General features: G+C 50.2%; 20 protein-coding genes. 6 read left to right on the plus strand and 14 right to left on the minus strand.

What is annotated here, in order from left to right; translation table 11 throughout:
- Nucleotides 1-774 precede the first annotated feature (774 nt).
- Nucleotides 775-2,256 carry a hypothetical protein gene (locus tag BUE76_RS09345; RefSeq protein WP_073042352.1) on the plus strand — a complete coding sequence of 494 codons (1,482 nt, stop codon included), beginning with the start codon at nt 775-777 and terminating at the stop codon, nt 2,254-2,256.
- Between the two features lie 76 nt (nt 2,257-2,332).
- Complete coding sequence (locus tag BUE76_RS09350) at nt 2,333-3,799, plus strand: hypothetical protein (protein WP_143157279.1); 1,467 nt, start codon at nt 2,333-2,335, stop codon at nt 3,797-3,799.
- Nucleotides 3,800-3,948: 149 nt separating this feature from the next.
- On the opposite strand, the gene BUE76_RS09355 is transcribed toward BUE76_RS09350, so the two are convergent.
- Nucleotides 3,949-5,208 carry an aminotransferase class I/II-fold pyridoxal phosphate-dependent enzyme gene (locus tag BUE76_RS09355; protein ID WP_073042349.1) on the minus strand — a complete coding sequence of 420 codons (1,260 nt, stop codon included), beginning with the start codon at nt 5,206-5,208 and terminating at the stop codon, nt 3,949-3,951.
- Between the two features lie 385 nt (nt 5,209-5,593).
- On the opposite strand from BUE76_RS09355, the gene pafA reads away from it, so the two are divergent.
- Nucleotides 5,594-7,243, plus strand: coding sequence for an alkaline phosphatase PafA (pafA, locus tag BUE76_RS09360; protein WP_073042347.1), 1,650 nt, complete (start codon nt 5,594-5,596; stop codon nt 7,241-7,243).
- Between the two features lie 216 nt (nt 7,244-7,459).
- Here the strand turns inward: pafA and BUE76_RS09365 are convergent, their stop codons facing one another.
- The 7 genes from BUE76_RS09365 to BUE76_RS09395 form a co-directional block, all read right to left on the minus strand.
- Nucleotides 7,460-8,251 carry a TIGR03915 family putative DNA repair protein gene (locus BUE76_RS09365; protein ID WP_073042346.1) on the minus strand — a complete coding sequence of 264 codons (792 nt, stop codon included), beginning with the start codon at nt 8,249-8,251 and terminating at the stop codon, nt 7,460-7,462.
- Nucleotides 8,252-8,362: 111 nt separating this feature from the next.
- The gene (locus BUE76_RS09370; protein WP_073042344.1) at nt 8,363-9,619 is read right to left on the minus strand and encodes a putative DNA modification/repair radical SAM protein; all 1,257 of its coding nucleotides are present in this window, start codon (nt 9,617-9,619) and stop codon (nt 8,363-8,365) included.
- Between the two features lie 185 nt (nt 9,620-9,804).
- A complete protein-coding gene (locus tag BUE76_RS09375; protein ID WP_073042342.1) occupies nt 9,805-10,536 on the minus strand; it encodes a DUF72 domain-containing protein in 732 nt (243 codons plus the stop codon).
- A gap of 69 nt (nt 10,537-10,605) precedes the next feature.
- A complete protein-coding gene (locus tag BUE76_RS09380) occupies nt 10,606-11,019 on the minus strand; it encodes a response regulator (RefSeq protein WP_073042341.1) in 414 nt (137 codons plus the stop codon).
- Between the two features lie 39 nt (nt 11,020-11,058).
- Nucleotides 11,059-14,664 carry a PAS domain-containing protein gene (locus BUE76_RS09385; protein WP_158069946.1) on the minus strand — a complete coding sequence of 1,202 codons (3,606 nt, stop codon included), beginning with the start codon at nt 14,662-14,664 and terminating at the stop codon, nt 11,059-11,061.
- 171 nt (nt 14,665-14,835) lie between these two features.
- Nucleotides 14,836-15,543 carry a hypothetical protein gene (locus BUE76_RS09390; protein ID WP_073042337.1) on the minus strand — a complete coding sequence of 236 codons (708 nt, stop codon included), beginning with the start codon at nt 15,541-15,543 and terminating at the stop codon, nt 14,836-14,838.
- Nucleotides 15,544-15,753: 210 nt separating this feature from the next.
- Nucleotides 15,754-16,227: a Dps family protein gene (locus BUE76_RS09395; protein WP_073042335.1), complete on the minus strand. Its 474-nt coding sequence runs from the start codon at nt 16,225-16,227 to the stop codon at nt 15,754-15,756.
- 128 nt (nt 16,228-16,355) lie between these two features.
- Between BUE76_RS09395 and BUE76_RS09400 the strand changes: the two genes are divergently transcribed.
- Entirely contained in the window at nt 16,356-16,697 is a 342-nt protein-coding gene (locus BUE76_RS09400) for a hypothetical protein (protein ID WP_073042333.1), read from the plus strand.
- Nucleotides 16,698-17,046: 349 nt separating this feature from the next.
- Here the strand turns inward: BUE76_RS09400 and BUE76_RS09405 are convergent, their stop codons facing one another.
- The 5 genes from BUE76_RS09405 to BUE76_RS09425 form a co-directional block, all read right to left on the minus strand.
- Nucleotides 17,047-18,468 carry a Glu/Leu/Phe/Val family dehydrogenase gene (locus tag BUE76_RS09405; RefSeq protein WP_073042332.1) on the minus strand — a complete coding sequence of 474 codons (1,422 nt, stop codon included), beginning with the start codon at nt 18,466-18,468 and terminating at the stop codon, nt 17,047-17,049.
- A gap of 32 nt (nt 18,469-18,500) precedes the next feature.
- Nucleotides 18,501-18,719, minus strand: a complete 219-nt coding sequence (locus BUE76_RS09410; protein ID WP_073042331.1) for a CcmD family protein — start codon at nt 18,717-18,719, stop codon at nt 18,501-18,503.
- On the minus strand, nt 18,709-19,422 hold the full coding sequence (gene ccsA, locus BUE76_RS09415) for a cytochrome c biogenesis protein CcsA (RefSeq protein ID WP_073042330.1): 714 nt from the start codon (nt 19,420-19,422) through the stop codon (nt 18,709-18,711). Before ccsA ends, BUE76_RS09410 begins: the two co-directional genes overlap by 11 nt.
- A 301-nt stretch (nt 19,423-19,723) precedes the next feature.
- On the minus strand, nt 19,724-20,326 hold the full coding sequence (locus BUE76_RS09420) for a heme exporter protein CcmB (protein WP_245798336.1): 603 nt from the start codon (nt 20,324-20,326) through the stop codon (nt 19,724-19,726).
- 153 nt (nt 20,327-20,479) lie between these two features.
- Nucleotides 20,480-21,058 (minus strand): thymidine kinase, encoded by a 579-nt coding sequence (locus tag BUE76_RS09425; RefSeq protein ID WP_073042328.1) that lies wholly within the window; start codon nt 21,056-21,058, stop codon nt 20,480-20,482.
- A gap of 114 nt (nt 21,059-21,172) precedes the next feature.
- Between BUE76_RS09425 and BUE76_RS09430 the strand changes: the two genes are divergently transcribed.
- Nucleotides 21,173-22,216 (plus strand): hypothetical protein, encoded by a 1,044-nt coding sequence (locus BUE76_RS09430; RefSeq protein ID WP_073042327.1) that lies wholly within the window; start codon nt 21,173-21,175, stop codon nt 22,214-22,216.
- 53 nt (nt 22,217-22,269) lie between these two features.
- On the opposite strand, the gene BUE76_RS09435 is transcribed toward BUE76_RS09430, so the two are convergent.
- The gene (locus BUE76_RS09435; protein WP_073042326.1) at nt 22,270-23,568 is read right to left on the minus strand and encodes a 3-deoxy-D-manno-octulosonic acid transferase; all 1,299 of its coding nucleotides are present in this window, start codon (nt 23,566-23,568) and stop codon (nt 22,270-22,272) included.
- A gap of 101 nt (nt 23,569-23,669) precedes the next feature.
- On the opposite strand from BUE76_RS09435, the gene BUE76_RS09440 reads away from it, so the two are divergent.
- The gene (locus tag BUE76_RS09440; RefSeq protein WP_073042325.1) at nt 23,670-24,800 is read left to right on the plus strand and encodes a DegT/DnrJ/EryC1/StrS family aminotransferase; all 1,131 of its coding nucleotides are present in this window, start codon (nt 23,670-23,672) and stop codon (nt 24,798-24,800) included.
- The last annotated feature ends 1 nt before the right edge of the window (nt 24,801 follow it).

Genomic DNA, 24,801 nt, shown 5'->3' on the forward strand with positions numbered 1-24,801 from the left:
TGAGGCTATAAGTAGACGATATAAATAAAATCTAAGATATTTTCTAAAACTGGAAACGAAATCACATCAGCGGAAGAGGAGCCACAGACGATAGACCACCTTTGAGCCCGTTGTCCATCGTCCCTTGTTTGTCCTCGTTTGTTCCACACCGTTCGCAATAATTTACACCGGTATTGGGTGTAAGCGCAGTTTTATAAACAAATGGAGCCGGTTCTCCATCTGGGTGCCTGGTTATTGGTTAACACCTGATTGCTGGAACGAAGCTGGTACAAATGAAACGGGTGCTAAAAGTCGCATATTTGTTATAGGATAATGTATCTAATATGTTGCAAATAGGTTTTGAGTAAAATATATATTCTGATTAGCTATAAATTATTAAAAATGCTATTGCATTTTTGGCAAAATACAAACATCTTTATGCTTCATAGTTTTTGAGGCTCTGAACCAGTGCGTTCTCTTGGCTTCGTATTACAAATTTTTTCTGCTCTCATTTTTTCAAAAGGGTTGTTGTTAATCTCAGGCTTTAGCATGGAAGCCTGCCAGGATGCTTTTGTGTATGCTTACCCTTAGCAATATTCTGTATCGGAAGCCCATGGCTTGTATTGGAATTGTGTTGATCAGCTGTAGGCTGTTATAAGCTTTTCTAATTACCAAAAGCTAATACAAAAATGAAACCTGCACCTACCTAAAAACAAACTTGCCTTTTACAATTCCAGCCAGGCGTTAGCCGAAAAGCCTTAACAGAGTAGGTATTTAACATTTAATGATTGTAACATGTCATCTGTAACAGAAACCAATAAGGTTGCGGGCACACAAAGTTTTGCCAACCTTGACCTCTCCGATGTGCAAGCCCCCAACACTTCTGCGATTTTGGAAACCCTTCGGGCTCAGGCCGCACAAACACTTGCTGCTGCCCTGGGTGCCCAGCCACTTGTGAGCTTTGCCATTGGCGCAGGAGGCAATTTTCCTTACTACTACAAAGATCCTGCAAACCTCAACTTCAACACGCTTACGTACAATTGGATCAATACCAACCTGCACGGCGGTACTGCTCCTGTACAACAGTCGACAGGATCCTTTTTTTCCAATCTTTTTATTTCCGTACTCTCAAAAGTTACCTATAAGCTCTCCACAGCCGATCAGGTGAAACTTAATGCAGCTACGAGTGCTGCACAGGATCAGCAGATGGCCCTGCTGACGCTTTGGAAAAGTACTTATGGCAGTTTTCCAAGCGGCAATGGTTCGCCCACAGATAATATATTGAATACCATTGTAACTACCTGGGCAACGAATCCGGGAATGACACTTTATAAATTGCGCAACTCCACCGACCTGAGCAACGACCTGCAAAATGCACCTGCTACTGGTTTGGCTATCATGCCTGTGGTTGCCAATTACCTGTATGCATTAGGCGATAGCGTGTCGTTGCAGGATCAGGTAACCATGAACAACGCTTACCTGAACAATGCCAAAAGAGCTGTTCAAACGCCAACCGCGGATAACGGTGGCCTTTTGGGAAATGATTCCAAGTACTATCCTGCCTATACAGTGACTACTCCGCTTAATGATATCATCAACGGGCTCAAGGCTAGCGGCAACGATGCTAAAATCAGTATGCAGGTGAGCAATAGCAGCGAAAATCAGTTTTCTGTTTCTGTTGGTGGCAGCACTTCCTTTAAAATTCCCATTTTGGATTTCCTGACCATTGGCATTAACGGCAATGCCAACTACTTCCACGAGGAAATTGCTAATAGCAGCAATTCAGTTTCTATTGATATGACCTTTTCGGGATTAACCCTGGTGAACTATGCACCGGCGGCTTACAATATGTCCACCGGGCAGAATTGGTTTTATATGCAGCCCATCATGGAGGCGATTGCCAACAAGGGACAAGATGTATCCGGCTTTCAGTTCAGCCCTGACCCCGGTGTGGACTTCGGACCCAACGGGCCCTTTGGAATTTTGCAAGGCGTGGCTATTTCAAATTATCCAAGCATGGTAATTACTGTAACAGGTTCCAATTACCAAAGCATTGCCAACACCTTCCAGCAAAGCAGTGATGTGATGATCTCTTTTCTTGGCATACCCCTGGGCCGAGTTTCGGAAAGCACCTACTCGCACAATGCGCAAACATCTGGATCCAATTCATCGGTAACTATCACCCTCAATCCGCCACCCGAATTGGTCGCAGGTACAAATACCACCTCCATGGGTTGGGTACTGGGGGTACAAACCAATTATCCTGCAGTTTCCTGAGTCCTTCTATTCCTCCATCTATATTCAACTGCCTGCAGCCATGCGGGCAGTTGGATTTTAAAACAGGCAAGTAGTGGTGAACCCTATCAGCCAACAGTTGGCAGCACTTTCCGCTTCTATCCTTGCCAATAGCAAGCCGGAACTTGCCAGCTTGCCCAAGAGCGCTGTTGTACAAATAAATGCGCCCGGATTAGGCGGCTCTTTTCTTCCTTTCAGCGCGGGCGGTTTGGGTCATTATCCATTTTATTACGAAAATCCAAACGACCTCAGTTTTGAAACCAATACTTATAACTGGATCAATTCCAACCTGAAGAACAACCTGCCGCCAATAAGGCAGGATGATGGGTATTTTACCAACTATTTTCTGCAAGTATTTAGTTGTTTGACTTATTACCTGAGCAGCGCCGACAGGCAAACCTTGCAAAATGCTAGCGCTGCAGCTTTTAATGAGCAGATGGAATTACTGCAGGAATGGGAAACTGTATTTGGCAGTATTCCTGCAGGTGGCGGACAACAGCCCATTGATACTGTGTTGGCAGTTATTTGCGGTACCTGGGCCAAGCCGGCTATACAACCTGCAGCCTTACACAAGGCTGCCAACCTGCAGGCACTGCTCAACCAAATGCCTGAAAAAGCCGCATCCATTTTGCAGCCGCTCCAAAACTTTCTTACCGCCATTGATCCTGTTATTCCTTTAATCAACACAACTACCCGAAATTCCGGGTTAATCAAAAAAGTATTGGCTGCATTAAAAAGACCTTCCTTAGAAAATGGCGCAGTGCTGGCATCTGATCAAAAGTTGTATCCTGCTTACCGGGTTATGCCTGCGCTGCCTGCCCAGGTAGCAGCATTAAATAGCGATGCCCAGTCAATTGAGCTTGATTTTTTGGTAAGCAGTATGGACAATGGTCAGGTACAGGTAAGTATGCAGGGCGCCAACCCTTTTCCAATGGAGCTGCAGGAGTTGTTTGTTATTTGGAAAGAAGGGGTTGGAAACCTCTTTACCCAAATACTTTCTTTAGCGGGGGGCAGCCTGAAGGTTGAAGCGTCGTTTTCCGGGTTGTCGCAGGTAAATATAGAACCGGTAGTTTTCGATCCCGTTACGGGTAGCAACTGGTATTGGATTGATCCGATAGTGGAAGCAATCAACAATACGGGAACCAATAAAACAGGCTTCCAGTTTGCTCCTGCTCCGGATGTGGATTTCACCGAAAAAGGCCCTTTTGGATATATATCGGCGCTGGCTATTTCCCGTGTTCCTACATTTCGGTTGTTTGCTCCGAATTCAGACTTGCAACCAGTTATATTAAACCCTTCGTTGAGCGGAGATGTATCGCTTTCTTTTTTGAATGCCATGGGTGGAGAAAGTGCAAACCCTTATTTGCTTAAAAGTTATACCTGTCCCGTGGCAAATAGTAGCAGTACAAGCCCCATGTACGGTGGTATTGAACTTGTTCCTTTGCAAAATGATACGCTGATGGGACCTGGGAGTGTAGCGTGGGTACATGGGGTGCAAACAAGTTTCCCAGCATCGGGTAACTGAAACCCAAGCAATCTAAACATTAAAGCCCCAGCAACTTGCAGGGGCTTTAATGTTATTCTTCAATCTCTACTAAAGTGAAATGATTTGTTACCATTTCAAATTAGGTCTTGGCCATGCTTGCCTTGCAGCTTTTTCTCTCTGGTACAAGTTTATCGTGCATCCGCCATATCCGGGATGGCTTCTACCTTGTAGGCACCGGCATCCAGCTTGGCTTTTGTTTCGCTGAAAGCATTGAGGGTAGCCTCAATGTCGGCATCCGTATGGGTAGCTGTAGGAATAAGGCGGTAAATGATGTGTCCTTTAGGAATTACGGGGTACACAACAATGGAGGCAAAGATGCCATAGTTCTCGCGGAGGTCCATGGCCATGGCCGTGGCTTCTTCCACGCCACCCTTCATGTATACGGGGGTAACCATGGTGTCGGTCTTACCAATGTCGAAACCACGCGCTTTCAAACCGGCCTGCAGCTTGAGTGCATTATCCCACAGCTTTTGACGCAGTTCGGGCATGGAGCGCAGCATTTCCAGACGCTTGAGGTTGCCGATAACGATGGGCATGGGCAGGCTCTTTGCAAAAATCTGGCTGCGGATATTATAACGCACATAATCGATGATGGCACGGTCGCCGGCAACAAAAGCGCCGATGGAGGCCATCGATTTGGCGAACGTAGAGAAGTAAAGATCGATCTGGTCCTGTACCCCCTGGGCTTCACCTGCACCGGCGCCGGTAGCACCGAGGGTTCCAAAACCATGGGCATCGTCCACCAACAGGCGGAACTGGTATTTTTCTTTTAAGGCGCAAATTTCTTTCAGCTTGCCCTGGTCGCCGGCCATGCCAAACACGCCTTCGGTGATCACCAGGATACCGCCGGTTTTTTGTTTTTCAACCAGTGCGGTGGCGCGCTGCATTTGCTTTTCGAAATCTTCGAGGTCGTTGTGCTTGAATACAAAACGGTGGCCGGCATGCATGCGCAGACCGTCGATGATGCAGGCGTGGCTTTCGCTGTCGTAAACGGCCACATCGTGGCGGCTGAGGAGTACGTCAACAATGGACACCATACCCTGGTAGCCGAAGTTGAGCAGGGCGGCGTCTTCCTTTTGTACAAAGGCTGCCAGTTCGCGTTCCAGCTGTTCGTGGTTGTTGGAGTTGCCACTCATCATGCGGGCACCCATGGGGTAAGCAAGGCCAAAGTTCTGCGCTCCCTCGGTATCTGCCTTACGTACTTCGGGGTGGTTGGCGAGGCCCAGGTAGTTGTTCAGGCTCCATACCACTACATCCTTTCCCCGGAACTTCATCCGGCTGCTGATTTCGCCTTCCAGTTTGGGGAATGCAAAATAACCATGGGCACGCTCACGGTGCTGACCGAGCGGTCCGTAATTCTTCACCAGTCTTTCGAAGATATCTGCCATAAAGGGTTATGTTTTGTTTTATCCGGATCAGAAACCGACGACAGACCATTGAAGAGGGACGGCCGAATGCAGTTCCGGAAAATTGGCGCAAAAATAGGCTTTTCAGGGCAAAGGGTAGCGGGGCAGTATGTTTTAACAAGCAGGTTTCCTTACCGGAAAAAAAGCAAAGCAAGAAAAGTTAGAAAGGATTTGTGTGAATATTGTCATCATGATGATCGTTCCTGGATCATAATCGCTTTTTACTATGCTGCACGCAGTCAACCTGGCGATTTTGGCCTTTCCGCAAGACTTCCAGGTTAATAATTCATAAAGTTTCCTTCCTCCGAATAACTATTCTCCATCCCATCGGGGCCTCCCCTTAATTTCGCGGCCTAAACTTTTGTAGATGAAACGTTTTTGCCGGCTGGTGGCTGCTTTGTTACTCGGTGCACCAGCTTTTGCCCAAACCGTACCTGCCAAACCCAAACTTGTTGTGGGCGTAGTGGTAGACCAGATGCGCTGGGATTATCTCTATCGCTACCAGGATCGCTACACTGCCAATGGCTTTAAGCGGATGCTGCGGGAGGGTACTACCTGCGAGAACACTTTTATTCCCTATACTCCTACTTATACCGCACCGGGGCACGCCAGCGTTTATACAGGCTCGGTGCCTGCCCTGCACGGCATTGTAGGCAACAACTGGTACAATCGCGAACTGGGTCGTGGTGTGTATTGCACCGAGGATACCGTGGCGCAAACCGTTGGCAGTACCGGCCTTGCCGGAAAAATGTCGCCACGCAACATGTGGGCTTCCACCATTACCGATGAAGTAAGGCTGGCTAATAATTTCAGGGGGAAAACCGTTGGTATTGCCTTAAAAGACCGGGGCGCCATCCTGCCAGCGGGGCATACGGCCAATGCGGCCTACTGGTACGAGAACGGCAATTTTATTTCCAGCAACTATTATATGCAGGAGCTGCCCGGATGGGTACAGCGTTTCAACGATCGCAAACTGGTGGACCAGTACATGTCGCAGCCCTGGAAAACTTTGTATCCCATCGAAACCTATGTGCAAAGCACGGCCGACGACAAACCTTACGAAGGCAGGGTAGCGGGCAGTACCACCTTCCTGCACCGGGTGGATACGCTTAAGGGAGGCCGTTATGAAGCATTTCGCACCACGCCTTATGGCAATACCTACACGGTAGAAATGGCCAAGGCCGCTATTGAAGGCGAAGCACTGGGTGCAGATGCAATTACTGATTTTCTGACGGTGAGTTTTTCTTCTCCCGATTACATTGGCCATGCATTTGGCCCCAACAGCATTGAAGCAGAAGATGGTTTCCTGCGCCTCGACCAGGACCTTGCAGGCTTTCTCCAGTACCTCGATACCAAGGTAGGTAAAGGGCAGTACCTGCTCTTTCTAACCGCCGATCATGGTGCTGCCCATGTGCCCGGCTTTGCCGAAGAACACCACCTGCCTGCGGGTGTACGCAGCGCCGCTGGGCAGCGTGCCGTGTGGGACAAAACCCTTGAGCAGGCTTTTGGCGTGAAAGGCCTGGTGCTCACCCTTGCCAACGACCAGGTGTTTTTGAATAATACCTTGCTGCAACAAAACAAACTGGATCGGCAGCAGGTAAAACAGGTGCTGATGCAGGCCATCCTGCAGGACCCCGCAATAGCCCGCGTTATTGACCTGGGAAATATTACCGGCAGTGCCCTGCCCAGCAAAGTGGAAATGATGGTAACCAACGGCTATAACCAGCGCCTGAGCGGCGATGTGCAGTACCTCTTCAAACCCCAATGGTTTGATGGTGGCAAAACCGGTACTACCCACGGCCTGTGGAATCCCTACGATAGCCATATTCCGTTGTTGTTTTTCGGCTGGCATATCAAGCCCGGTAAAGTAAACCGCGAAACCTATATGACCGATATCGCACCCACGGTAGCTGCACTGTTGCAGGTGCAAATGCCCAATGCAGCAGTGGGACAGGTGATTGAGGAGGTGATACCCCCTGTCCCCCCGAAGGGGGAACTTAGGCCTAACAGGCCTTAGCATAACAAAGCCACTCTATTGCAGGGTGGCTTTGTTGTTTGTTAAACATATTTCTTGCGTAGGTAGTCGCTGTTTACAATTGCAAGTTTTGATAGGAACACGGATTTGACGGATGAAAAGGATATCCGTTTTGATCCGTTCCATCTGTCAAATCCGTGTTCCTAATATTGAATTTTTGCTTTAAAAACATGAAGTGATCAAAGCAGCCACACCAACCTAAGTTCCCCCTTCAGGGGGACAGGGGGTGTGAATTTTCTCCGTCAAATTCTTCCAATACCTTTTGGGCATATGCTGCACATGCAGTTTGGTATTTTTCCGGGCACCAATGTTTACGCTTTTAAAATACTGTTGCCAAAGTGCCTGGTACATGGGCTCGGTAGGTTCGTAGGCTTGCGTAATGTCGCGGCCCTGACCGGTTGTTTCGTCAAACTGGATGGCTACCTGGCGCACCTCCTGCAAGTCGTAATAGATGCCGTATTTGCGGCGGGCATCATAAATCATCCAGCGCTGGTCGGCATATCGGGTGCGGAAATGATCGGAGATCAGCGGCAGTACATTGTAGTCGGGTTCAATCAGAGCATAAAACAAATCGTCGGCGGTTTTTTGAAACCGCACAAAAGCTTCCATCCGGTGCTTTTCCCGGTACACTTTCCTGGCGGTTTGGCCCAGGTAAATAACAGCCGGGTGGCTAAAGTCGTCTTCCATGGCGCCACCTGATGCAAAAGCATAGCGGATATAAGCCAGCAGGTGGCCTTCCATATCTTCCAGCCCGGAAAGAAAGGTGCGGTAAATGGCATCGCAGGCTGCCTTTGGAAGCACCCGTTCCAGTCCTTTCCAAACCCTGTCGCTGTGGGCACTTTCCATACGGGCATGGTGCACCGCACCAAAGAGGTGACCGGTGAAGCGGCTTTCGGGGCATATGCTGGCATCGTTGTACTTGTATTCGTACACATCAAACACAGCGCAGAGAAAGCCTTCCCAGGAACCGTCGTAGAGTACTGCTTGCATGAGGGGAGTTCAGGAGTTTCAGGGGTTTCAGAAGTTCAATGGGTTTAATGGGTTCAATAAGTTGGAAGGCTGTTGTAACCTATCAAACCCATTGAACCTATTGAACCATCCTCAGAACAACGCCAACTGTGGCGTATAGTTCGGTGTGTATTTGCTGTGGCCGTGTTGCAGGATGGCGTTCTTGATCTGCTGCGGGCTATAGTCCTTACGCTGGAAATCGTCCACCTTAAGGTTGATGAACCACTTGGCGCGGTTGGTTGCAATGTTGAACTTCTTGAGGTGGTCCCAGGTGATCTTGCCATAGCGGCGCGCCTGCCAGATCTTCTGGGCTGATTGTACGCCTACACCCGGTATGCGTTTGAGCAATTCCAGGTCGGCGGTGTTTACATCCACAGGAAACTTATCGAGGTTGCGCAATGCCCAGCCCAGTTTAGGATCTACCTGCATATCCAGAAAAGGGTCTTCAGGAGTAATGATCTCGTCCACATGAAAACCATAGCTCCGCATCAGCCAGTCGGCCTGGTACAATCGGTTTTCGCGGATCATGGGCACGGGTGTGCCAATGGCCGGCAGGCGGTTGTCGTTTGAAATGGGCACATATCCCGAGTAGTACACCCTTTTCAGGTTCATGTTTTTGTAAAACGCATCCGATAATTTCAGGATTTGAAAATCACTTTCCGGCGTGGCGCCAATAACCAACTGGGTGCTTTGTCCGGCCGGGGCAAACAGGGGCGCTTTCTTTAGTACCTGCCGTTCTTCCTTGTTGGCAACGATCTCGTTTTTCAGGTAGACCATGGGCTTGATCATGTCTTCCTGCTTTTTGTCGGGGGCCAGCAGTTTAAGACCTTCCACGCTGGGCATTTCCAGATTTACACTCAGGCGGTCGGCGTACAGGCCGGCTTCGTGTATCAGCTCGTCGGAGGCGCCGGGAATGGCTTTAAGGTGGATATACCCGTTGAAGCGTTCTTCGGTACGCAGCTTTTTGGCAATACGCACCAGCCGCTCCATGGTGGTGTCGGGATCGGAGAAAATACCCGAAGAAAGAAACAGGCCTTCGATATAGTTGCGGCGGTAAAAGTTGATGGTAAGGTCCACTACTTCCTGCACCGTGAACGCGGCCCGTTTTACATCGTTGCTTTTGCGGCTTACGCAATAGGCGCAATCAAAAATGCAATGGTTGGTGAGTAAAATTTTAAGCAGCGATACGCAACGGCCGTCTTCGGTGTAGGCATGGCAAATACCCATGCCTTCGGCATTGCCTAAACCGCCATTGTCATTCTTCCGTTTGCTGCCGCTCGAGGAACAGGAAACATCATATTTGGCCGCATCGGCCAAGATGGAAAGCTTTTCCAGAATACGTTGATTCATGCGTTTTGTTGAGGCACAAATTTACTAATAAATGTAGCAAGGAGGTGTTAAGGGAAAAAGATAAGTACGCTGAATTTCAATAAATTGTGTTGAAGATAATTGGCAAATAATCCCTTTTATTTGAACAGGTTTACCCTCGTTTTTATGGAGGGCTGGATTGCCTTTAGGCCGTGTGCTTTTTTTATTCAGTTGGTTTTAAACCCAACCAGTTCCTGCAGGTACTGCGCATTTTGTATGGCAGCACCCGAGGCGGTATTGTCAAAAAACACAAAGGCTTTCTGTGCACCCGAAACCCTGCCGGCCACTTTGCGGATATAGGGCTCAGTATAAGGTGAGTGGTACAGGTGCGGCACGCCATGCAGGCGGTAGTAGGCAGTGGTTTGTTGTTCGGGCAGGGTGTCGGGAAGGCCGGGGTAGGAGGTGCCCGATACTACGATGTTGTTCGCCTGCAGTTGTTCCCACACTTCGGGCTGCCACCAGCTTTCGTGGCGGAACTCCACCACATTGGTTACTTCCGGATTTAGGTGGCTGATGATATTAGCGAGGTTTTCTTCACTGAAAGCAAAGGAGGGCGGTGTTTGAAACAATACGGCACCCAGTTTTTCTGCCAAACCATACTGCAGCACTTTGTAAAAATCGGCTACCTCCGTATGTGCTTCCTTAAACTTTTTGTAGTGGGTAATGGTGCGTGGTGCTTTGGCTGCAAACCTAAATCCTTCCGGTGAGCGGCGGTGCCATCCCTGAAGGGTGGTCACCTGCGGAAAGCGATAAAAAGTAACATTCAGCTCCACGCAGTTGAAGTGCTGGCAATAATACTCAAACCATTTGCCTGTTGCCAATCCCTTCGGGTAGAACTTGTCTTTCCATTCTTTGTACGAAAACCCCGAACACCCGATATGCCACTCTGTTTGCTGCATGTGGGCAGTTATGCAAAGCCTGTTCCGTTTGTGGTAAGAAGAGGGCCTGGACAGAATGCTGCGGTTGCATTACAGGTCTTCGGGCAGCCACAGATGCCTGATACATTTTGCCAACTCCACCAGCTTGTTGAAAGTATCGGGTTTGGTGATAAAGCAGTTGGCGCCCATATGGTAAGTGGCCTGGCGGTCGCGGTCCGAAGAAGAAGTGGTAAAGACAATGGTGGGTATGGACAGCAATTGTTCGCTGCTTTTTATTTCGCGCAATGCCTCGCGGCCATCTTTGCCGGGCATATTCAGGTCGATGAGAATCAGGGAAGGCAGGTTGCCCTCCATTGCGGTGGCTGCCAGGTATTGCATCAGGCGGTCGCCGTTTTCCATAAACACATGGTTAAGTCCATCACCACTGGCCTCAAAAGCATCCCTGATAATTTCCCGGTCATCGGCATCATCGTCAACAATAACTATGGTTTTATTTAATTTCATGAAGCTGCGTTTCGTTAACTCCTGTCTTTGTTCCAGGGCTTAGTTTTCTTCAGGGTCGGGAAGCAGGATGGTAAAACGGGCGCCTTCGCCGGGGCTGCCCGTAGCGAAGATGACACCGCCATGGTGCTCTACGATCTTTTTACAAATAGCCAGGCCAATACCCGAACCCTCGTATTCGGAACGGCCATGAAGGCGTTGAAAAATCAGAAAGATTTTCCCGGCAAATTCATTTTCAAAACCTATACCATTATCCTGCAATACGATCTCGAGGTACCGGTCGGCCTTTTGCAACACGTACTCTTTTATTTCCGCCGGCAACAGGTAGCGGTGCGTGATCGTGATATGAGGGCGAACGCCATCGGTAACAAATTTCAGGGAGTTGGCAATCAGGTTTTGAAATAGTTGCCGGAACTGTGAAGGTACAATGCGGGCGACAGGCAAGCCATCGGATTCGATCACTGCGTTTTTCTGTTCAATTTTAAACTCCAGGGTTTGCAGGGTTTCTTCCAGCACCTGTTGGAGGCTACAGGATTCATAACTTTTATTGCCGGTAATCAGGGAAATTGACAAAAGATCGGAGATCATGGTTTGCATGCGCTGTGATGCATCAATGATCTTGGATAGATAGATCTTTCCGTCGTCACCCAGCTTGTCGCCCTGGGTAGCTGCCAGCCGGTCGCCAAAGGTAGATATCTTGCGCAACGGTTCTTTCAGGTCATGCGAAGCCACATAGGCAAACTCCTCCAGGCTGGCATTGGATTGCTTCAGCAGGAAAGAGTTTTGCAGCAGGGTGCGCTCCATGTCCTTGCGCTTTGAAATATCCAGGGCGGCACCAACAATCTGCTTGGGCCGGTCGGCATCGTCGGTAAGAAAAACCACTTCGCGAACCAGGAACCACTGCCAGTTGCCGTTGCTGTGTTTGAGGCGGCATTCGTACTGGATCATCAGGTCTTTTTCCTGGATCTTTCGATTGCTGCCTTTTCTTTCGGGCACCAGGTCGAGGTCCTCGGGGTGATACAGCAGCTCGGTAACCTTATCGCCCATTGCCAGCACCTCTTCGGGGTTGTACCCCAGCATGAAATAAATTTCCCGGTTTACATACGCAAAGCTTGCGCTGGTAACATCATACACATAAAGGATGGTGGGCGATGCATCGGCAATGTTTTGAATGAATTGCTCCTGCTCCATGATCTTCCGCGTGGCTTCCTTCTGGTCCGTTATGTCGAGCGAGATATTGAGCATGTGTTCCAGCCTGCCTTCCTCGTTGCGGTCGAAAGGCGTGGCATAGGTGTGAAACCAGCGGTAATTGCCCTGCGCATCTTTCATGCGGTAGGAAAACTCTGTGATGGCTTCCCTGCCTTCGCCATCAGGGCGGCTTTGCTCGTAGATGTATTGCTTTTGCCTGATCACCGCTTCCAGGTCATCGGGATGCATGATGTTGCGGAAAAAATCGTTGCCCTCGGCCTGCGCCTGTTCGGGGGTAAAGCCCAGCAGGTTTTGTATGCCTTTGCTCACATAGGGATACTTGCCCGTCTGCACCTGGTAGGTAGCAATAATGGCCGGAGTGGCATCGGTAACTTTGCGCAGGAACATCTGGTTTTCGCGCAGCTCCTGTTGTACCCGCAGCTGTTCGGTTACATCCTGTGTGGTGCCCAACACTTTTACAGGGTCGCCATTTTCGTTGTACAGTATTTCTGCCTTGCGGTGCAGGATTTTCACCTTGCCCGAGTTCAGCACAACGCGGTGCACCTTATCATAGGGCACCCGGTTTTGTTTGCAGTATTCAAAATAGGCCATCACCCCATCAAAGTCATCGGGGTGAATAAATTGTTGCCAATCCTGGTAAGAAATGGGTGTTGGAGTAACCGGCAGTTCGTAGATGTGAAACATCTCATCGCTCCAGTTGGCCATATCGGTACGCAGGTCAAGGGTCCAGTTGCCCAGTTTGGCCATGGTTTGAGCCTGCTGGTATAGCTTCTGGCTTTCCTGCAATTGTTCGATCAGCACCTGCCTTTCGGTGATATCCTGTGCCGAACCTATCATGCAAAGCGGTTTGCCCTTGTCATCCAGCTTTACCTGCCCTACGGAGTACACATATCTCACCGTGCCGTCCGTACGAATGATGCGGTGGATGTTCTCGCGGGTTTCTTTTTGATCCAGCACCTCCTGCATCAGTTGGAGGGCCTTTTCCCGGTCTTCGGGATGGATCAAGGAAAGGTAGCGCTCAAATGTGAATTCGTCCTTTTTGGGGTCGAGGCCATAAATACGGTAAATTTCTTCCGAAACAGATAACTGGTTGGTCTGCATGTTCCAGTTAAAGTTGCCCAGGTGTGCCAGTTGCTCCGCCTGCTTATACATTTCTTCGCTGTACCGCAACTGCTCTATCAGGTTTTGCTTTTCTGTTATATCCTGCAGGGTGCCTACCACAAAGGTCGGCTTGCCATCGGTGTTGGAGATGATTTCGCCCTGCGACTGTACAATTTTGATCCTGCCATCAGGCATGATCATGCGGTAATAAAAAGAATAAGGCGTGAGGTTTTCCAAAGCCACCTGCATCAGTTGCTGCACTTTGGGCAGGTCATCCGGATGCGTGAGGCCAAATATCTCAGTAGCCGTGAGCGGCGGAAGTGCCAGGTCAAGTTCGTAAATGCGGTACAACTCCTCCGACCACAGCACCAGGTCGGTTGCCAGGTCCCACTCGTAGTGGCCTATATGGGTAAGGGCCTCGGCCTGGCGGTAGCGTTTTTCGCTTTCGCGTAACCTTTCGGTAGCTTCCTTTTCCGCCTGTATGTTCAGGATATTACCAATGATTTCGGTGGGCATACCATCTGCATCGCGGCGAAACACGCTAAAGTAATTGCGCATCCAGGTATAGCTGCCGTTGTGGGGTTTCATCCTGAACTCGAGGGTGCGCACTTCCGCATCGCGGGTCTGGCTGATATCGCGCAGAAACTGGAAGGTTGCCGGCAGGTCGTCGGGGTGAATGATGTGCTCAAAAACACCGGTGCCCATTTTTTTAAAATCCTGGTTTGCAATACCAAAGAATTCCTCGGCCGTTTGGTTGGCAAAAAGAATGGAATAGGGGCGCAGGCTAAACAGGTAGATAATGCCCGGCGAAGTATTGGTGATTTTGCTGGTAAGGTAAGATTGCTCTTCTATCTTGTTGCGGAGCAGACCGGTATAGGTTTCAAAGGCAGCACCCTCATTTTGCATGGTAAAGAAATCGATCTCCTCTGCCAGCTGTAGTGCCTCGGACATGGAGTTGCAATACTGCGGTGCAAAATGGAGCATGGCCTGTTTGCGGATATAACCTACCTGGGTGATGTCCTGGCTGTCAATATTGCCCTGGTCGATATTGGGCAGTTGGTTGTTGCGCCAGCGTTCGCTGCTTATTCGTATAAAATCTGCTGCATCATCCTGCGCCAGCATGTCCAGCAGTTCCTCGGCCCCTTCCTGCACAATGGCTTTAAACTGCTCTACGGGCAGTCGCTCCAGAAACTTGAGCAGCGGCGTTTGCAGCTTGCGCGAGTATTCCAGTTGTACTTCGATAAAAGAATTTAGGTGGTGCTGCCGCAACCATGCGGCAAAACCGGGTAAGGATTGCAGATGCTCCAGGCTAGTGATCGGCTTCAGGTTTAATTCCACGTTAAGGGGCATTTTTCCCTGCTATGGATGGCAAGGATCAGTCAGGGTTTCTGCGGCTAAAATACTAGAAATTCAGCAGGGCGGTGTATGAGGTTATCCCCCATGGTATAATGGCCACAAAACAAAAAGGGACGGATTGCTGCCGTCCCTTTTTGCTGCCTGTGAAAACAGTTATGCGTCATTATCCCGCACCGGGCCCGAGTAGGGGTCTTCCTCGTTCTGGTCCTGGCGGTCGCTGCCCAGGCTATAGTATTTATTTTCTTCATCGCCCTGTCCCATGCTTTCGGTATTTGTTTCATCTACCTCACCGGGTATATCGAGGCCGGCACCGCTGCGGGTACCGCCAAAACTTTCCTCGTTGAGCGGCTCGCCGTCCAGGTCGGTGTTATCGAGGCTGGCCTGGCGCAGGTTGTTCTCATCGTCGGTGGGGCGGTAATAGCTGGCGTCTTCCAAAGCTGCCCGTTCATCGTCGCTTACATCAGCCTCGGTGCCTTCGCGCAGGCCCAGGTCATCGTCAGAGGTAGTTTGCGGTGCACCTTCATGTTCCGGCCTGCCGGCAAATTCGCCACCCATATCCTGGGGCTGACCTTCGGCGGCATTGGCGCCCTTGTTGCGGCTGTTGTCGTTGGTAAAACGCTGGCTCACGCCGGTAAGGTTACGCGAGTTGGGCAGATTTTCCACATCAATGTCTTCCCTGGTAAAATCGTTTCGCTGGTCCATGATGTCTTCACGGGCAGGGTAGTGGGGGTAGCCCGGGAAATCCTGGTCGGTTTTTGCATCGGGCGATTGCTCCACCTCTTTACGGCTGTCCATAGCTTTCGATGGATCATTGTCGGGAATGCCGGAAGCATCCTTTTTATTGTTGTTGTCTGTTGCCATAACAAAGGGTTTTACTGAAGTATAAAAAAGCCGTACCAAACCCCCACAAGGGGGAACTTAAGCCGGAGCGTCCGCTTTTGCAGCCAAATACATTGAACGCAAAATTGTTATAAACAACAACGCCCCTCTACTTAGGAGGGGCGTTGTTGTGGTTGGTATATCTGACCTATGTACCCCCTGCAGGGGGATAGGGGGTATGGGCAAGTGGTATTACTTCAGATACGACCCATACATCCAGATCATCTTTTCCTGCTGGCGTATATAATCGCTCATCAGTGCCGATGTGCCTTCATCATTGGCCTCGCCTGCCAGGTGCAGGATATCACGTTCGGTGAGCAGCAAGGACTGGAAGCCTTCCACAATCAGCTGTACCGCCTGCTTGCCTTCCGAAACATTGATGGCTTCCTGAATGCTGGAGCGTTGAACGTACTCGGTAAAAGAGTGCGTAGGCGTATAACCCAGGGTAAGGATGCGCTCGGCCACTTCGTCCACTTTAATCAGCAGGTCGTTGTATAACTCTTCGAACTTGGCGTGGAGTTCGAAAAACTTTTCGCCGGTAATGTTCCAGTGAAAGCCGCGGGCATTGATATAAAATACCTGCAGATTGGCGAGCAGGATGTTCAGCCTGTCCGAAAGTTGTTGCGCCTGTTCGGTTACAATCCCTATTTGGTTCGTTTGTGCCATGGTGTAATGATTTGCAATGATGCCATCAATTTCCGCACCATCAGCATCAAGAACCCTTGCCGTTTATACAACAGGAGCAGGGTAGATGCAACGTACTGCCTAACTTCCGGGTCAGAACGGAAAAACCAATGCGTATTGTTTCCTGCTTATTGCTGCTGATCATGGTTTCGGCATTTACCTGTAACAAAGATTCCCGGATTGTGGCGGCCAAATCATTACCTACTTATACCTATGCGCAAACCCAGTGCGCCGATCCCTGGCCTACATCACCCAACGATTCGGTAACTGCCGGCAATGTGCGCCAGTACCTGAAAGAACGGGGCGTGGAAGTAAGTTTTGTATCAGTAAAGAAAACTTCAGAAGCCGCTACCTGCTTGGCCTGTACCTGTCCATCAGGTAAAACCATTTTTGTAGGTGCCTCTGATGAAGCTACGACGGTAAAACTGCTCAACCAGGTTGGGTTTAAATAGCTTTACGGTGCTCACAGATGCCACAGATGACACGGATGGTTGGGGAAGACCTCGAACTACGGACGACAGACAACGGGTAATGCATTCCGAAGCCATTAGAATGTGAGTGACTACGGACGACAGACTACGGACAACTGACTACGGTCCGTCCACCGTTGTCTCTTGTCCGTAGTCTGTCGTCCATTCTCCATAGTCCAACGTCCCACATTAAATTATCCGTGTTATCTGTGTCATCTGTGAGAACCAATTCCCACAAAAGAAAAACCCCGCAATGCGGGGCTTTTCTTTTATCCAAATATTCCGAACCATCGGCAACTGCCGAATTCCGAAATTGCAAATGTGAAATCCACTAGGGGAAGATACCCAGTTCAACATAGGCATTGGCAACCTTGTTGATGGCTACAACGAAGGCGGCAGTGCGCATATCGGGCAGCTGGGGATTGGCCTTCCAGGTATCCATGATCTCGCGGGTTGCGGCAATCATGGTTTCTTCCAGTCCGCTGTATACCAGATCCACTTCATCGGGGCCGTGCATAATGAACTGGCGTTCTTTCTGGCTAACCTGCTTGCCACTCAGTTCCTCGATCTGTGCGAGGATATGGGTGTTCATATTTTCAGTAAAACGCTTTTCCATCCGGCCATAACGCACGTGGCTCAGGTTTTTCAACCACTCAAAGTAGGAAACAGTTACACCACCTGCGTTGAGGTACATATCGGGTACCACCAGGGTGCCTTTTTGTGCAAAGATTTCATCTGCCTCGGGGGTCAGGGGACCGTTTGCAGCTTCACCAATGATGCGGGCTTTAACACGGGGAGCGTTCTCGCCATTGATCACGTTTTCCAGTGCTGCGGGCACCAGGATATCGCAATCATATTCCAATGCGTCGGTGTTCTTGGCAAAGTTTTGTGCACCGGGGAAGTTCAGGATCGAACCGGTGGTTTTGCGGTGCTGGAATACGGCTTCAAAGTCGAGGCCTTCATCGTTCCAGATGGCGCCTTCGTACTCGGCGAGGGCGATGATTTTGGCACCTGCTTCCTGGAAGTACTTGGCCGTGTGGTAACCCACATTACCCAAGCCCTGAATGATCACCCGCTTGCCTTCAACACCGGGTGTAAGGCCAAGCTTCTGCATTACATCGGGCATATTACATACTTCGCGCAGGCCGTAAAACACACCCAGGCCGGTAGCTTCGCGGCGGCCGCGTACGCCACCCTGGGTTACAGGTTTGCCGGTAACGCAACCAGCAGCGTCAATTTCGCCGGGGCGCAGGCTCTGGTAGGTGTCTACAATCCAGGCCATTTCGCGTTCGCCGGTACCGTAGTCAGGCGCCGGAACATCGGTGCCGGGACCGATGAAGTTTTTCTTCACCAGCTCGGCGGTATAACGGCGGGTAACTTTTTCCAGTTCGTACACCGAGTACTTGCGGGGGTTGATTTTGATACCACCCTTACCACCGCCAAAAGGTACGTTCACAATGGCGCACTTGTAGGTCATCAGTGCGGCCAGTGCCATAACTTCATCCTGGTTTACCTCGGCGGCAAAGCGGATACCCCCTTTACAGGGCGTTTTGTGTTGGGAGTGCTGAACCCGGTATGCTTCAATTACTTCGATGTGGCCATCGTCCATTTTCACGGGAAACTTCATGCGGTAAACCGCGTTGCAGGCTTTGATCTGCTCCAGGATACCCGGGTCCCACTTGGTGAATTTGGCGGCTTTGTCGAAGCTCTGGTTCACGCTTTCGTAAAAGCTGTAGTCTGTGCTGTGTGCCATTTACAATCGTTTTCGTATGTTCCTCAAAATAATTAACGGGTTTCTTGCTCGAGCCTGCTCACCTTGCGGTCGAGGCGTACGAGGTAGAGCACAATGCCAATGAAGATGGTGAGTATCACGGCCACTACTACATAAATCTTACCATTGCTGCGGAAGGTGTCGGCCATCTCCACGGTAGCGGAGGGTTGTTGGGCAAAAGACGCCAGTGTGGCAAGCATCAGTACTAGGAGCGAAAGGCATTTATGCTTCATGCAGCAGGTTTTTTTCTTTGATCAATGTCATGCGCACCTTCAGGGTAGTGATCCACACACCCAGCAGGCTCCAGCCGATGATGGCCGGGTAAAATACCAGGCGCATGGTGGGCGCAAGGTCGCGGTAGTTAAGGCCCGGATTGCCGCCTTCGCCGCCTTCGCCACCGGGGTGCAGGCTGGGCAGCAGCCTCGGAATGATCCAGATGGAAGGGAACAGGAAGGCAAAGGCAAATACATTATATACCGCGCTGATGCGGGCTTTTTTGTCGAGGTCCTGGATAGAGTCGCGCAGTACCAGGTAAGCGCCATAGATGAGCAGGGCAATTGCAGCCCCAATCAGTTTTGGCTCCCGGGCAATGGCGGAAAAAGATTCAGAAGTGTCGAGGTTGGGGTCGGCCCAGGTATAAGCCGCCCAGATGGCGCCGGTGGCATAGCCCAGCACGCCAAACACGATGCCTGTTACCGCGTACTGTCGGGATAGGATGTCGGAGCGCAGGTTATTGTTGCGCAGGTATTTAATGGCGTGTACTACCGAGCAGGTAAACAGCACCATCATGGCAAACCACATGCAAACATGGAAGTAGAGGTTGCGGATGGTTTCCTGCAGCTGCGGCAGCCGCGGTACATTGTTCCACAACAGGCCGGCAACGATGGTATATACCAGCAAGGCTACCGCCAAAATTTTCCACCAGCTTTTTTTCATAATCCCGAATTTGCCTGCCCCCGTTTTGAGGGTGGCGCAAAAATACGGGAAGATGTTTACCAATAATTGTTAAGACAAATGGGCTAAAACACCCATTTAAAGCGAAAAAACCTAACGGTGAAGGTAAAACGATGGGTTTGTTGCAGGGTTGTTTAACAGGGCTGTGGGGCGGTTGAATGGACTGCAAGAAAGGTGGGGATAATTTAGATGATATTGGGTATTAGGAATTGGGTATTAGGTAGTTGCTCCATATCCTAATGTCGCAATATTTCAATACCTATTACCCAATTCCCAATACCACTTAATCCTTCCACAAAAAAGGGAACAGGATGGTTGCCAGCACAATCACAAACAAGTCGATCACGCCCAGCAGGATCACTGTGGTGCCGATGGGCACGGGCTGGGAAGTAAAGAATGCATTGGATACCTGCATCAGCATGAGCAACTGTGGAATAATGAGCGGAAAGCCCAGGATGGCCATGATGGCCGCATTTTGCTGAGCCTTGGCGGCAATGGCCGCCAAAAAGGAAAATACCAGGCTCAGGCTCCAGCCACCCAGCAGGGCTACCCCTACAAAAGGCATGGTGCGCAGCAATGGGTTGCCAAAAAACAACATAAACAGAAACAGGCTTACGCCCGTCATCAGCAGCATCAGCAGGGAGTTGAACAGGAGTTTAGCCAGTACAAAACTCTGTGCATTTACCAGCGACTGGTAATACAGCATACGGCCCCTGCTTTCCTGCAAAAAACTTTTGGCCACTGCGTTGATACAAACAAAAAGCTGGATCACCCAAAACAGGCCGTTCCACACTGATTGTGATGGATTGGCAATGGCCATGTACAACACGAAAATGGTGGCACCTACATATAGCAGTACACCGTAAAATGTATAAGACTGCCGCATTTCCAGCAGCAGGTCTTTACGAAACAGGGACCATATGGTTCTTAGGGAAGACAGAAGGTTTTAAGTTTTTAGTTTTTAGTTTTTCGTGGTTGCAATTTTCAAGCGACATGGTTGTGCCATAACAAGAAACTAAAAACCAGAAACCAAAAACAGTTACTGAACAGCGCCATCCATTTTATAACAATGCCGGCATCGCGGCTCGTACACGTCTTTCTCGCCCAGCATCACCTGGTCTTCATTCGGTATTTTGCGGTACGAGTAGTTGGCAATATTACCGCACTGCACACAGATGGCATGGAGCTTGGTTATATAATCAGCCTTAGCCAGCAGGAAAGGCATCTGTCCGAAGGGGTTGCCCTGGAAATCCATATCCAGGCCGGCAACAATTACCCGTACACCCCGGAAAGCCAGTTCGTCGCACACGTTGGCAATCTCACTATCGAAAAATTGTGCTTCGTCAATGCCTACCACGTCTACGTTCTGGGCCAGCAACAAAAGTTTCTGCGAATTGTCGATGGGCGTTGAGTGAACAGAGTTGGTGTTATGGGAAACAATCTTTACATCATCATAGCGGGTATCGGCCGTGGGTTTGAAGATTTCCACTTTGAGGTTGGCGATACGGGCTCTTTTGAGGCGGCGGATCAATTCTTCGGTTTTTCCGGAAAACATCGAGCCACAAATAACTTCTATCCAGCCCCTTCGTTCTCCCGTGATATTGGGTTCGATAAACATTCGGAAAAATGTGCAACAGTTTGATAAAGCAAAACAGCGGGTATATGTAATTTTATTCCACTTTTGCAGGAATAATTATTACCCAACGACAGCCGCCAAAAGTACTGGAAACAAATGGAACGTGTACAGGAATTAATTGACAAATTGTGGAAACAAAACCAGCGGCAGGAAGGCCCCGAAAGCTTATTGGCAACCGTGCAACAACTGCAGGATGCACTGGCGGCAATGGTACGTACCGAGGCCCCAAAGGGTGCCGGCAAAGTGGCTGTTGTGCTGCCCCCCAAGCGTAGGATTGCCATGGTAGAAGTGTCTGCGCCCCAGCGCCCTGCCGAAAGGCCGGCACCTGCCATTGCGGAAGCACAACCTGCGCCACCGGTGCAACCTGTGGCCCCTGTGCCGGAGCCGGAGCCTGTGGCCAGCCAGCCGGAAATTCCTGCACAGCACCTGCCTTTTGCCGGGGTGGAAACCAAGGCTGCACCGGAGATAAATACAATCCAACCTGCACCTGCCGAGCCCGCCTTCCAGGCCGGGGCATTGCCCGAGCCGACCCTTAGCCGGCAGCCGTATGCCCTGCATAAACCGCCGGTTCACGAGTTAGCGCATTCGCCTGCACCGGTGGCTTCACCCGTGCCGGTGGAACCTAAAATGCCAGAAATACCTCTGGTTTCGGAGCCAGTTCCTGTTCAGGAGCCGCCGGCAGTTGAGGAACCCAAGCCTGTACTGCCACCCGTAAGCGAGCCCCGCGAAGAGCGGGAAGTTTACCACCTCCATTTTGATATGCCCGAAGAGGCGCCAACCCTTACCCAGCAGTTTTCGCAGCAGCCTAAAGAACTGCACGAACTAATCGGGCAAAAGGGCGAAAGCCTCAACGACCGCCTGAAGCAAGATCGGCCTGAACTTGGTAATAAATTAAAGGAAACACCCATTCGCGACCTGCGCAAAGCCATTGGCCTCAACGATAAGTTTCTATTTATCAAGGAATTGTTCCGTGGCGATGAAGCGATGTACGAGCGGAGTATCAAAACCATCAACAACTTCCATATCCTGCCCGAAGCCGAGTATTGGATCAGCAGGGAACTGAAAGTGAAACTGGGATGGGACGATAGCAGCGATGCCGCACAATCGTTTTACCAGTTGGTGAAGCGGAGATTTGCCTAAAATGATTTTGGATTTTGATTTCGGATTTCGGTGGTTTAGTAAATAGTTCTCTATTAACTATTAAACTGCCTAAAGCTGGAATTCTGTTGCTTTTCCAGCTGCCTGATAAAATCCATGATTTTGCCCGTGGCGCCAGCGTTTTGGACCACGTAATTTTTTGCACCAGCCGAAGCCGCCTCCAGGGCGGCTTTGTTGTTGTTGAAATGCTGTACGAGCTGCTGCAGTTGATCGGACTGGGATACGCTGAATGCGCCACCGGCTTCGATCAATCCTTTGGCTTCGCGAAATTTCTGGTAGTTGGGCCCGATGATCACCGGCTTGCCCCAAACAGCCGCTTCCAGGGTGTTGTGAATGCCGCTTTTGCTGAACCCGCCGCCTACATAAGTAACCGTTGCAAGCGAGTAGAGTGCCGCCAGCATACCCATGGTGTTCACGATCATTACATTGCCGGGAGGGATCGTTCCCGTTGTGTCTGCCCTATTTACCCAATCGGAATAAAAAACGGCGCCTTCAAAGCGGGTACTCAGATTTTGCAGGTGTGCGGCATCCAGCTCGTGTGGGACAATCAAAAAGCAATGATCTGGAAATCTGATAGCGGCTTCCTGCAGTAATGCCTCGTCGGCAGGCCAGGTGCTGCCCGCAACCAAACAAAACCGGTCATTGATAAACCGGCTAAAGACAGCTGCTTTTTGCAACAACTGGTCCCTTTCTGTTACAACCGCCATCACCCTGTCAAACCGGGTGTCGCTGCCAACGCTGCACTGGTTGATCCCGATGTTTCGGAGCAGTTGCACCGAGTTTTCGTCCTGCACAAATATGTGGGTAAAGCGCCTGAGGATGTTGCGGTAAAACCCGCCATAACCCCGGAAAAACAGTTGTCCCCTGCGGAAAATGGCGGAAATGAGCAGGAGCGGAATGCCTTTGTCGGCAACCGCTTTAATATGATGGTGCCAAAAATCATACTTGGAAAAGATAACCAGCCTGGGATTTACCAGTTTTATAAACCTTTCCGCGTTGAGCGCCGTGTCGAGTGGCAGGTAATAGCGGTAATGAACATGCGCATATTTGGCTGTGGCTTCATAACCACTGGGAGAGAAGAAGGTAACCAAAACCTTGTAGTGCGGATATGCCTTGCGCAAAGCTTCAATCACCGGTTTAGCCTGTTCAAATTCGCCCGTAGAAGCGCTGTGTACCCACACCACCGGACTTTGGTTGGCGGCAAGCTCCCGCTCTATTTGTGCAAACTGGTCCTGCCTTCCCTTTACCCATGCAGCTGCCTTGGTGTTGCGGCCAGCAGCCAGTTGCAGTGCAGCATTGTACAAGTTGATAAAGGTATTGTAGAAAAAAAGCAAGGGTAAGCGTTTTTGGCAGTGGGCAAAAGTAGCGTTGCCACAGAAGCAAACCTATTTCTTTATTTTTGCGCCTTCATTTTTACCTACCAATAATTTTTCGCATGCGTGCAATACAGATGGTTGACTTAAAAGCACAGTACCACAAGATCAAAGCAGAAGTGGATGCAGCCGTGCTGGGTGTTCTGGAAAGTTGTGCTTTTATCAATGGGCCCCATGTCGGGCGTTTTGCACAGGCACTGGCCCAATACCAGGATGCCAAACATGTGATTCCCTGTGCCAACGGTACCGATGCACTGCAAATAGCCATGATGGCGCTGGGCCTGGAGCCCGGCGATGAAGTGATCACACCTTCCTTTACCTATATCGCTACTACCGAGGTGATTGCCCTTTTGCGCCTCACCCCCGTGTTTGTGGATGTGGACCCTAAAACATTCTGTATCGACCCTGCAGCTATTGAAAAGGCTATTACGCCCAAAACAAAAGCCATTGTGCCAGTGCACTTGTACGGCCAGGCCGCCGATATGGAGGCCATTATGGACATTGCCCGGCGCCACAACCTTTTTGTGATTGAGGACAATGCCCAGGCCATTGGCTGTGATATCTATTATGCTGATGGCTCGGTACGTAAGACCGGCTCTATAGGCACGGTGGGCACCACTTCCTTTTTCCCTTCCAAAAACCTGGGCGGTTACGGCGATGGCGGTGCCATGGTTACCAACGACGATGCCGTTGCCGATACCCTGCGAATGGTGGCCAACCACGGCCAGAAGGTGCGTTATTACCACGATATCGTAGGCTGCAACAGCCGCCTCGACACCATTCAGGCTGCCATTTTAGAAATAAAACTGGCCCATTTAAACGATTATATTGATGCCCGTCGCCGGGTTGCCGATTACTACGACCAGGCCTTTGCTGGACTTCCTGGAGTGACCACGCCATTCCGCAGCGAAAAAAGCCGGCACGTGTTCCATCAATACACCTTAATTTTAGAAGGTGTTGACAGGAATGGCTTACATGATTATCTTGCAACCCTCAATATCCCTTCCATGATCTATTATCCGGTACCCGCGCACCGGCAACAAATGTTCGCCGCTTTCGGATCTTCCGAACAGCACCTGCCGGTTACCGATTGGTTGACAGAGCGAGTAATATCTCTGCCAATTCATACCGAGATGGATGATGAACAACTACAGCATATTACGTCAAGCGTAAGGAATTACTTAACCAAATAGA

The sequence above is a fragment of the Cnuella takakiae genome (genome assembly GCF_001953305.1).
Lineage (GTDB): Bacteria > Bacteroidota > Bacteroidia > Chitinophagales > Chitinophagaceae > Flavisolibacter > Flavisolibacter takakiae.

Coding starts and splice junctions, on each gene's coding strand:
- BUE76_RS09355 (WP_073042349.1), bottom strand. CDS start 5,208: ATGGCAGATATCTTCGAAAGACTGGTGAAGAATTACGGACCGCTCGGT.
- BUE76_RS09375 (WP_073042342.1), bottom strand. CDS start 10,536: ATGCAGCAAACAGAGTGGCATATCGGGTGTTCGGGGTTTTCGTACAAA.
- BUE76_RS09400 (WP_073042333.1), top strand. CDS start 16,356: ATGCGTATTGTTTCCTGCTTATTGCTGCTGATCATGGTTTCGGCATTT.
- pafA (WP_073042347.1), top strand. CDS start 5,594: ATGAAACGTTTTTGCCGGCTGGTGGCTGCTTTGTTACTCGGTGCACCA.
- BUE76_RS09390 (WP_073042337.1), bottom strand. CDS start 15,543: ATGGCAACAGACAACAACAATAAAAAGGATGCTTCCGGCATTCCCGAC.
- BUE76_RS09440 (WP_073042325.1), top strand. CDS start 23,670: ATGCGTGCAATACAGATGGTTGACTTAAAAGCACAGTACCACAAGATC.
- BUE76_RS09425 (WP_073042328.1), bottom strand. CDS start 21,058: ATGTTTATCGAACCCAATATCACGGGAGAACGAAGGGGCTGGATAGAA.
- BUE76_RS09380 (WP_073042341.1), bottom strand. CDS start 11,019: ATGAAATTAAATAAAACCATAGTTATTGTTGACGATGATGCCGATGAC.
- ccsA (WP_073042330.1), bottom strand. CDS start 19,422: ATGAAAAAAAGCTGGTGGAAAATTTTGGCGGTAGCCTTGCTGGTATAT.
- BUE76_RS09395 (WP_073042335.1), bottom strand. CDS start 16,227: ATGGCACAAACGAACCAAATAGGGATTGTAACCGAACAGGCGCAACAA.
- BUE76_RS09370 (WP_073042344.1), bottom strand. CDS start 9,619: ATGAATCAACGTATTCTGGAAAAGCTTTCCATCTTGGCCGATGCGGCC.
- BUE76_RS09405 (WP_073042332.1), bottom strand. CDS start 18,468: ATGGCACACAGCACAGACTACAGCTTTTACGAAAGCGTGAACCAGAGC.
- BUE76_RS09365 (WP_073042346.1), bottom strand. CDS start 8,251: ATGCAAGCAGTACTCTACGACGGTTCCTGGGAAGGCTTTCTCTGCGCT.
- BUE76_RS09420 (WP_245798336.1), bottom strand. CDS start 20,326: ATGCGGCAGTCTTATACATTTTACGGTGTACTGCTATATGTAGGTGCC.
- BUE76_RS09430 (WP_073042327.1), top strand. CDS start 21,173: ATGGAACGTGTACAGGAATTAATTGACAAATTGTGGAAACAAAACCAG.
- BUE76_RS09410 (WP_073042331.1), bottom strand. CDS start 18,719: ATGAAGCATAAATGCCTTTCGCTCCTAGTACTGATGCTTGCCACACTG.
- BUE76_RS09345 (WP_073042352.1), top strand. CDS start 775: ATGTCATCTGTAACAGAAACCAATAAGGTTGCGGGCACACAAAGTTTT.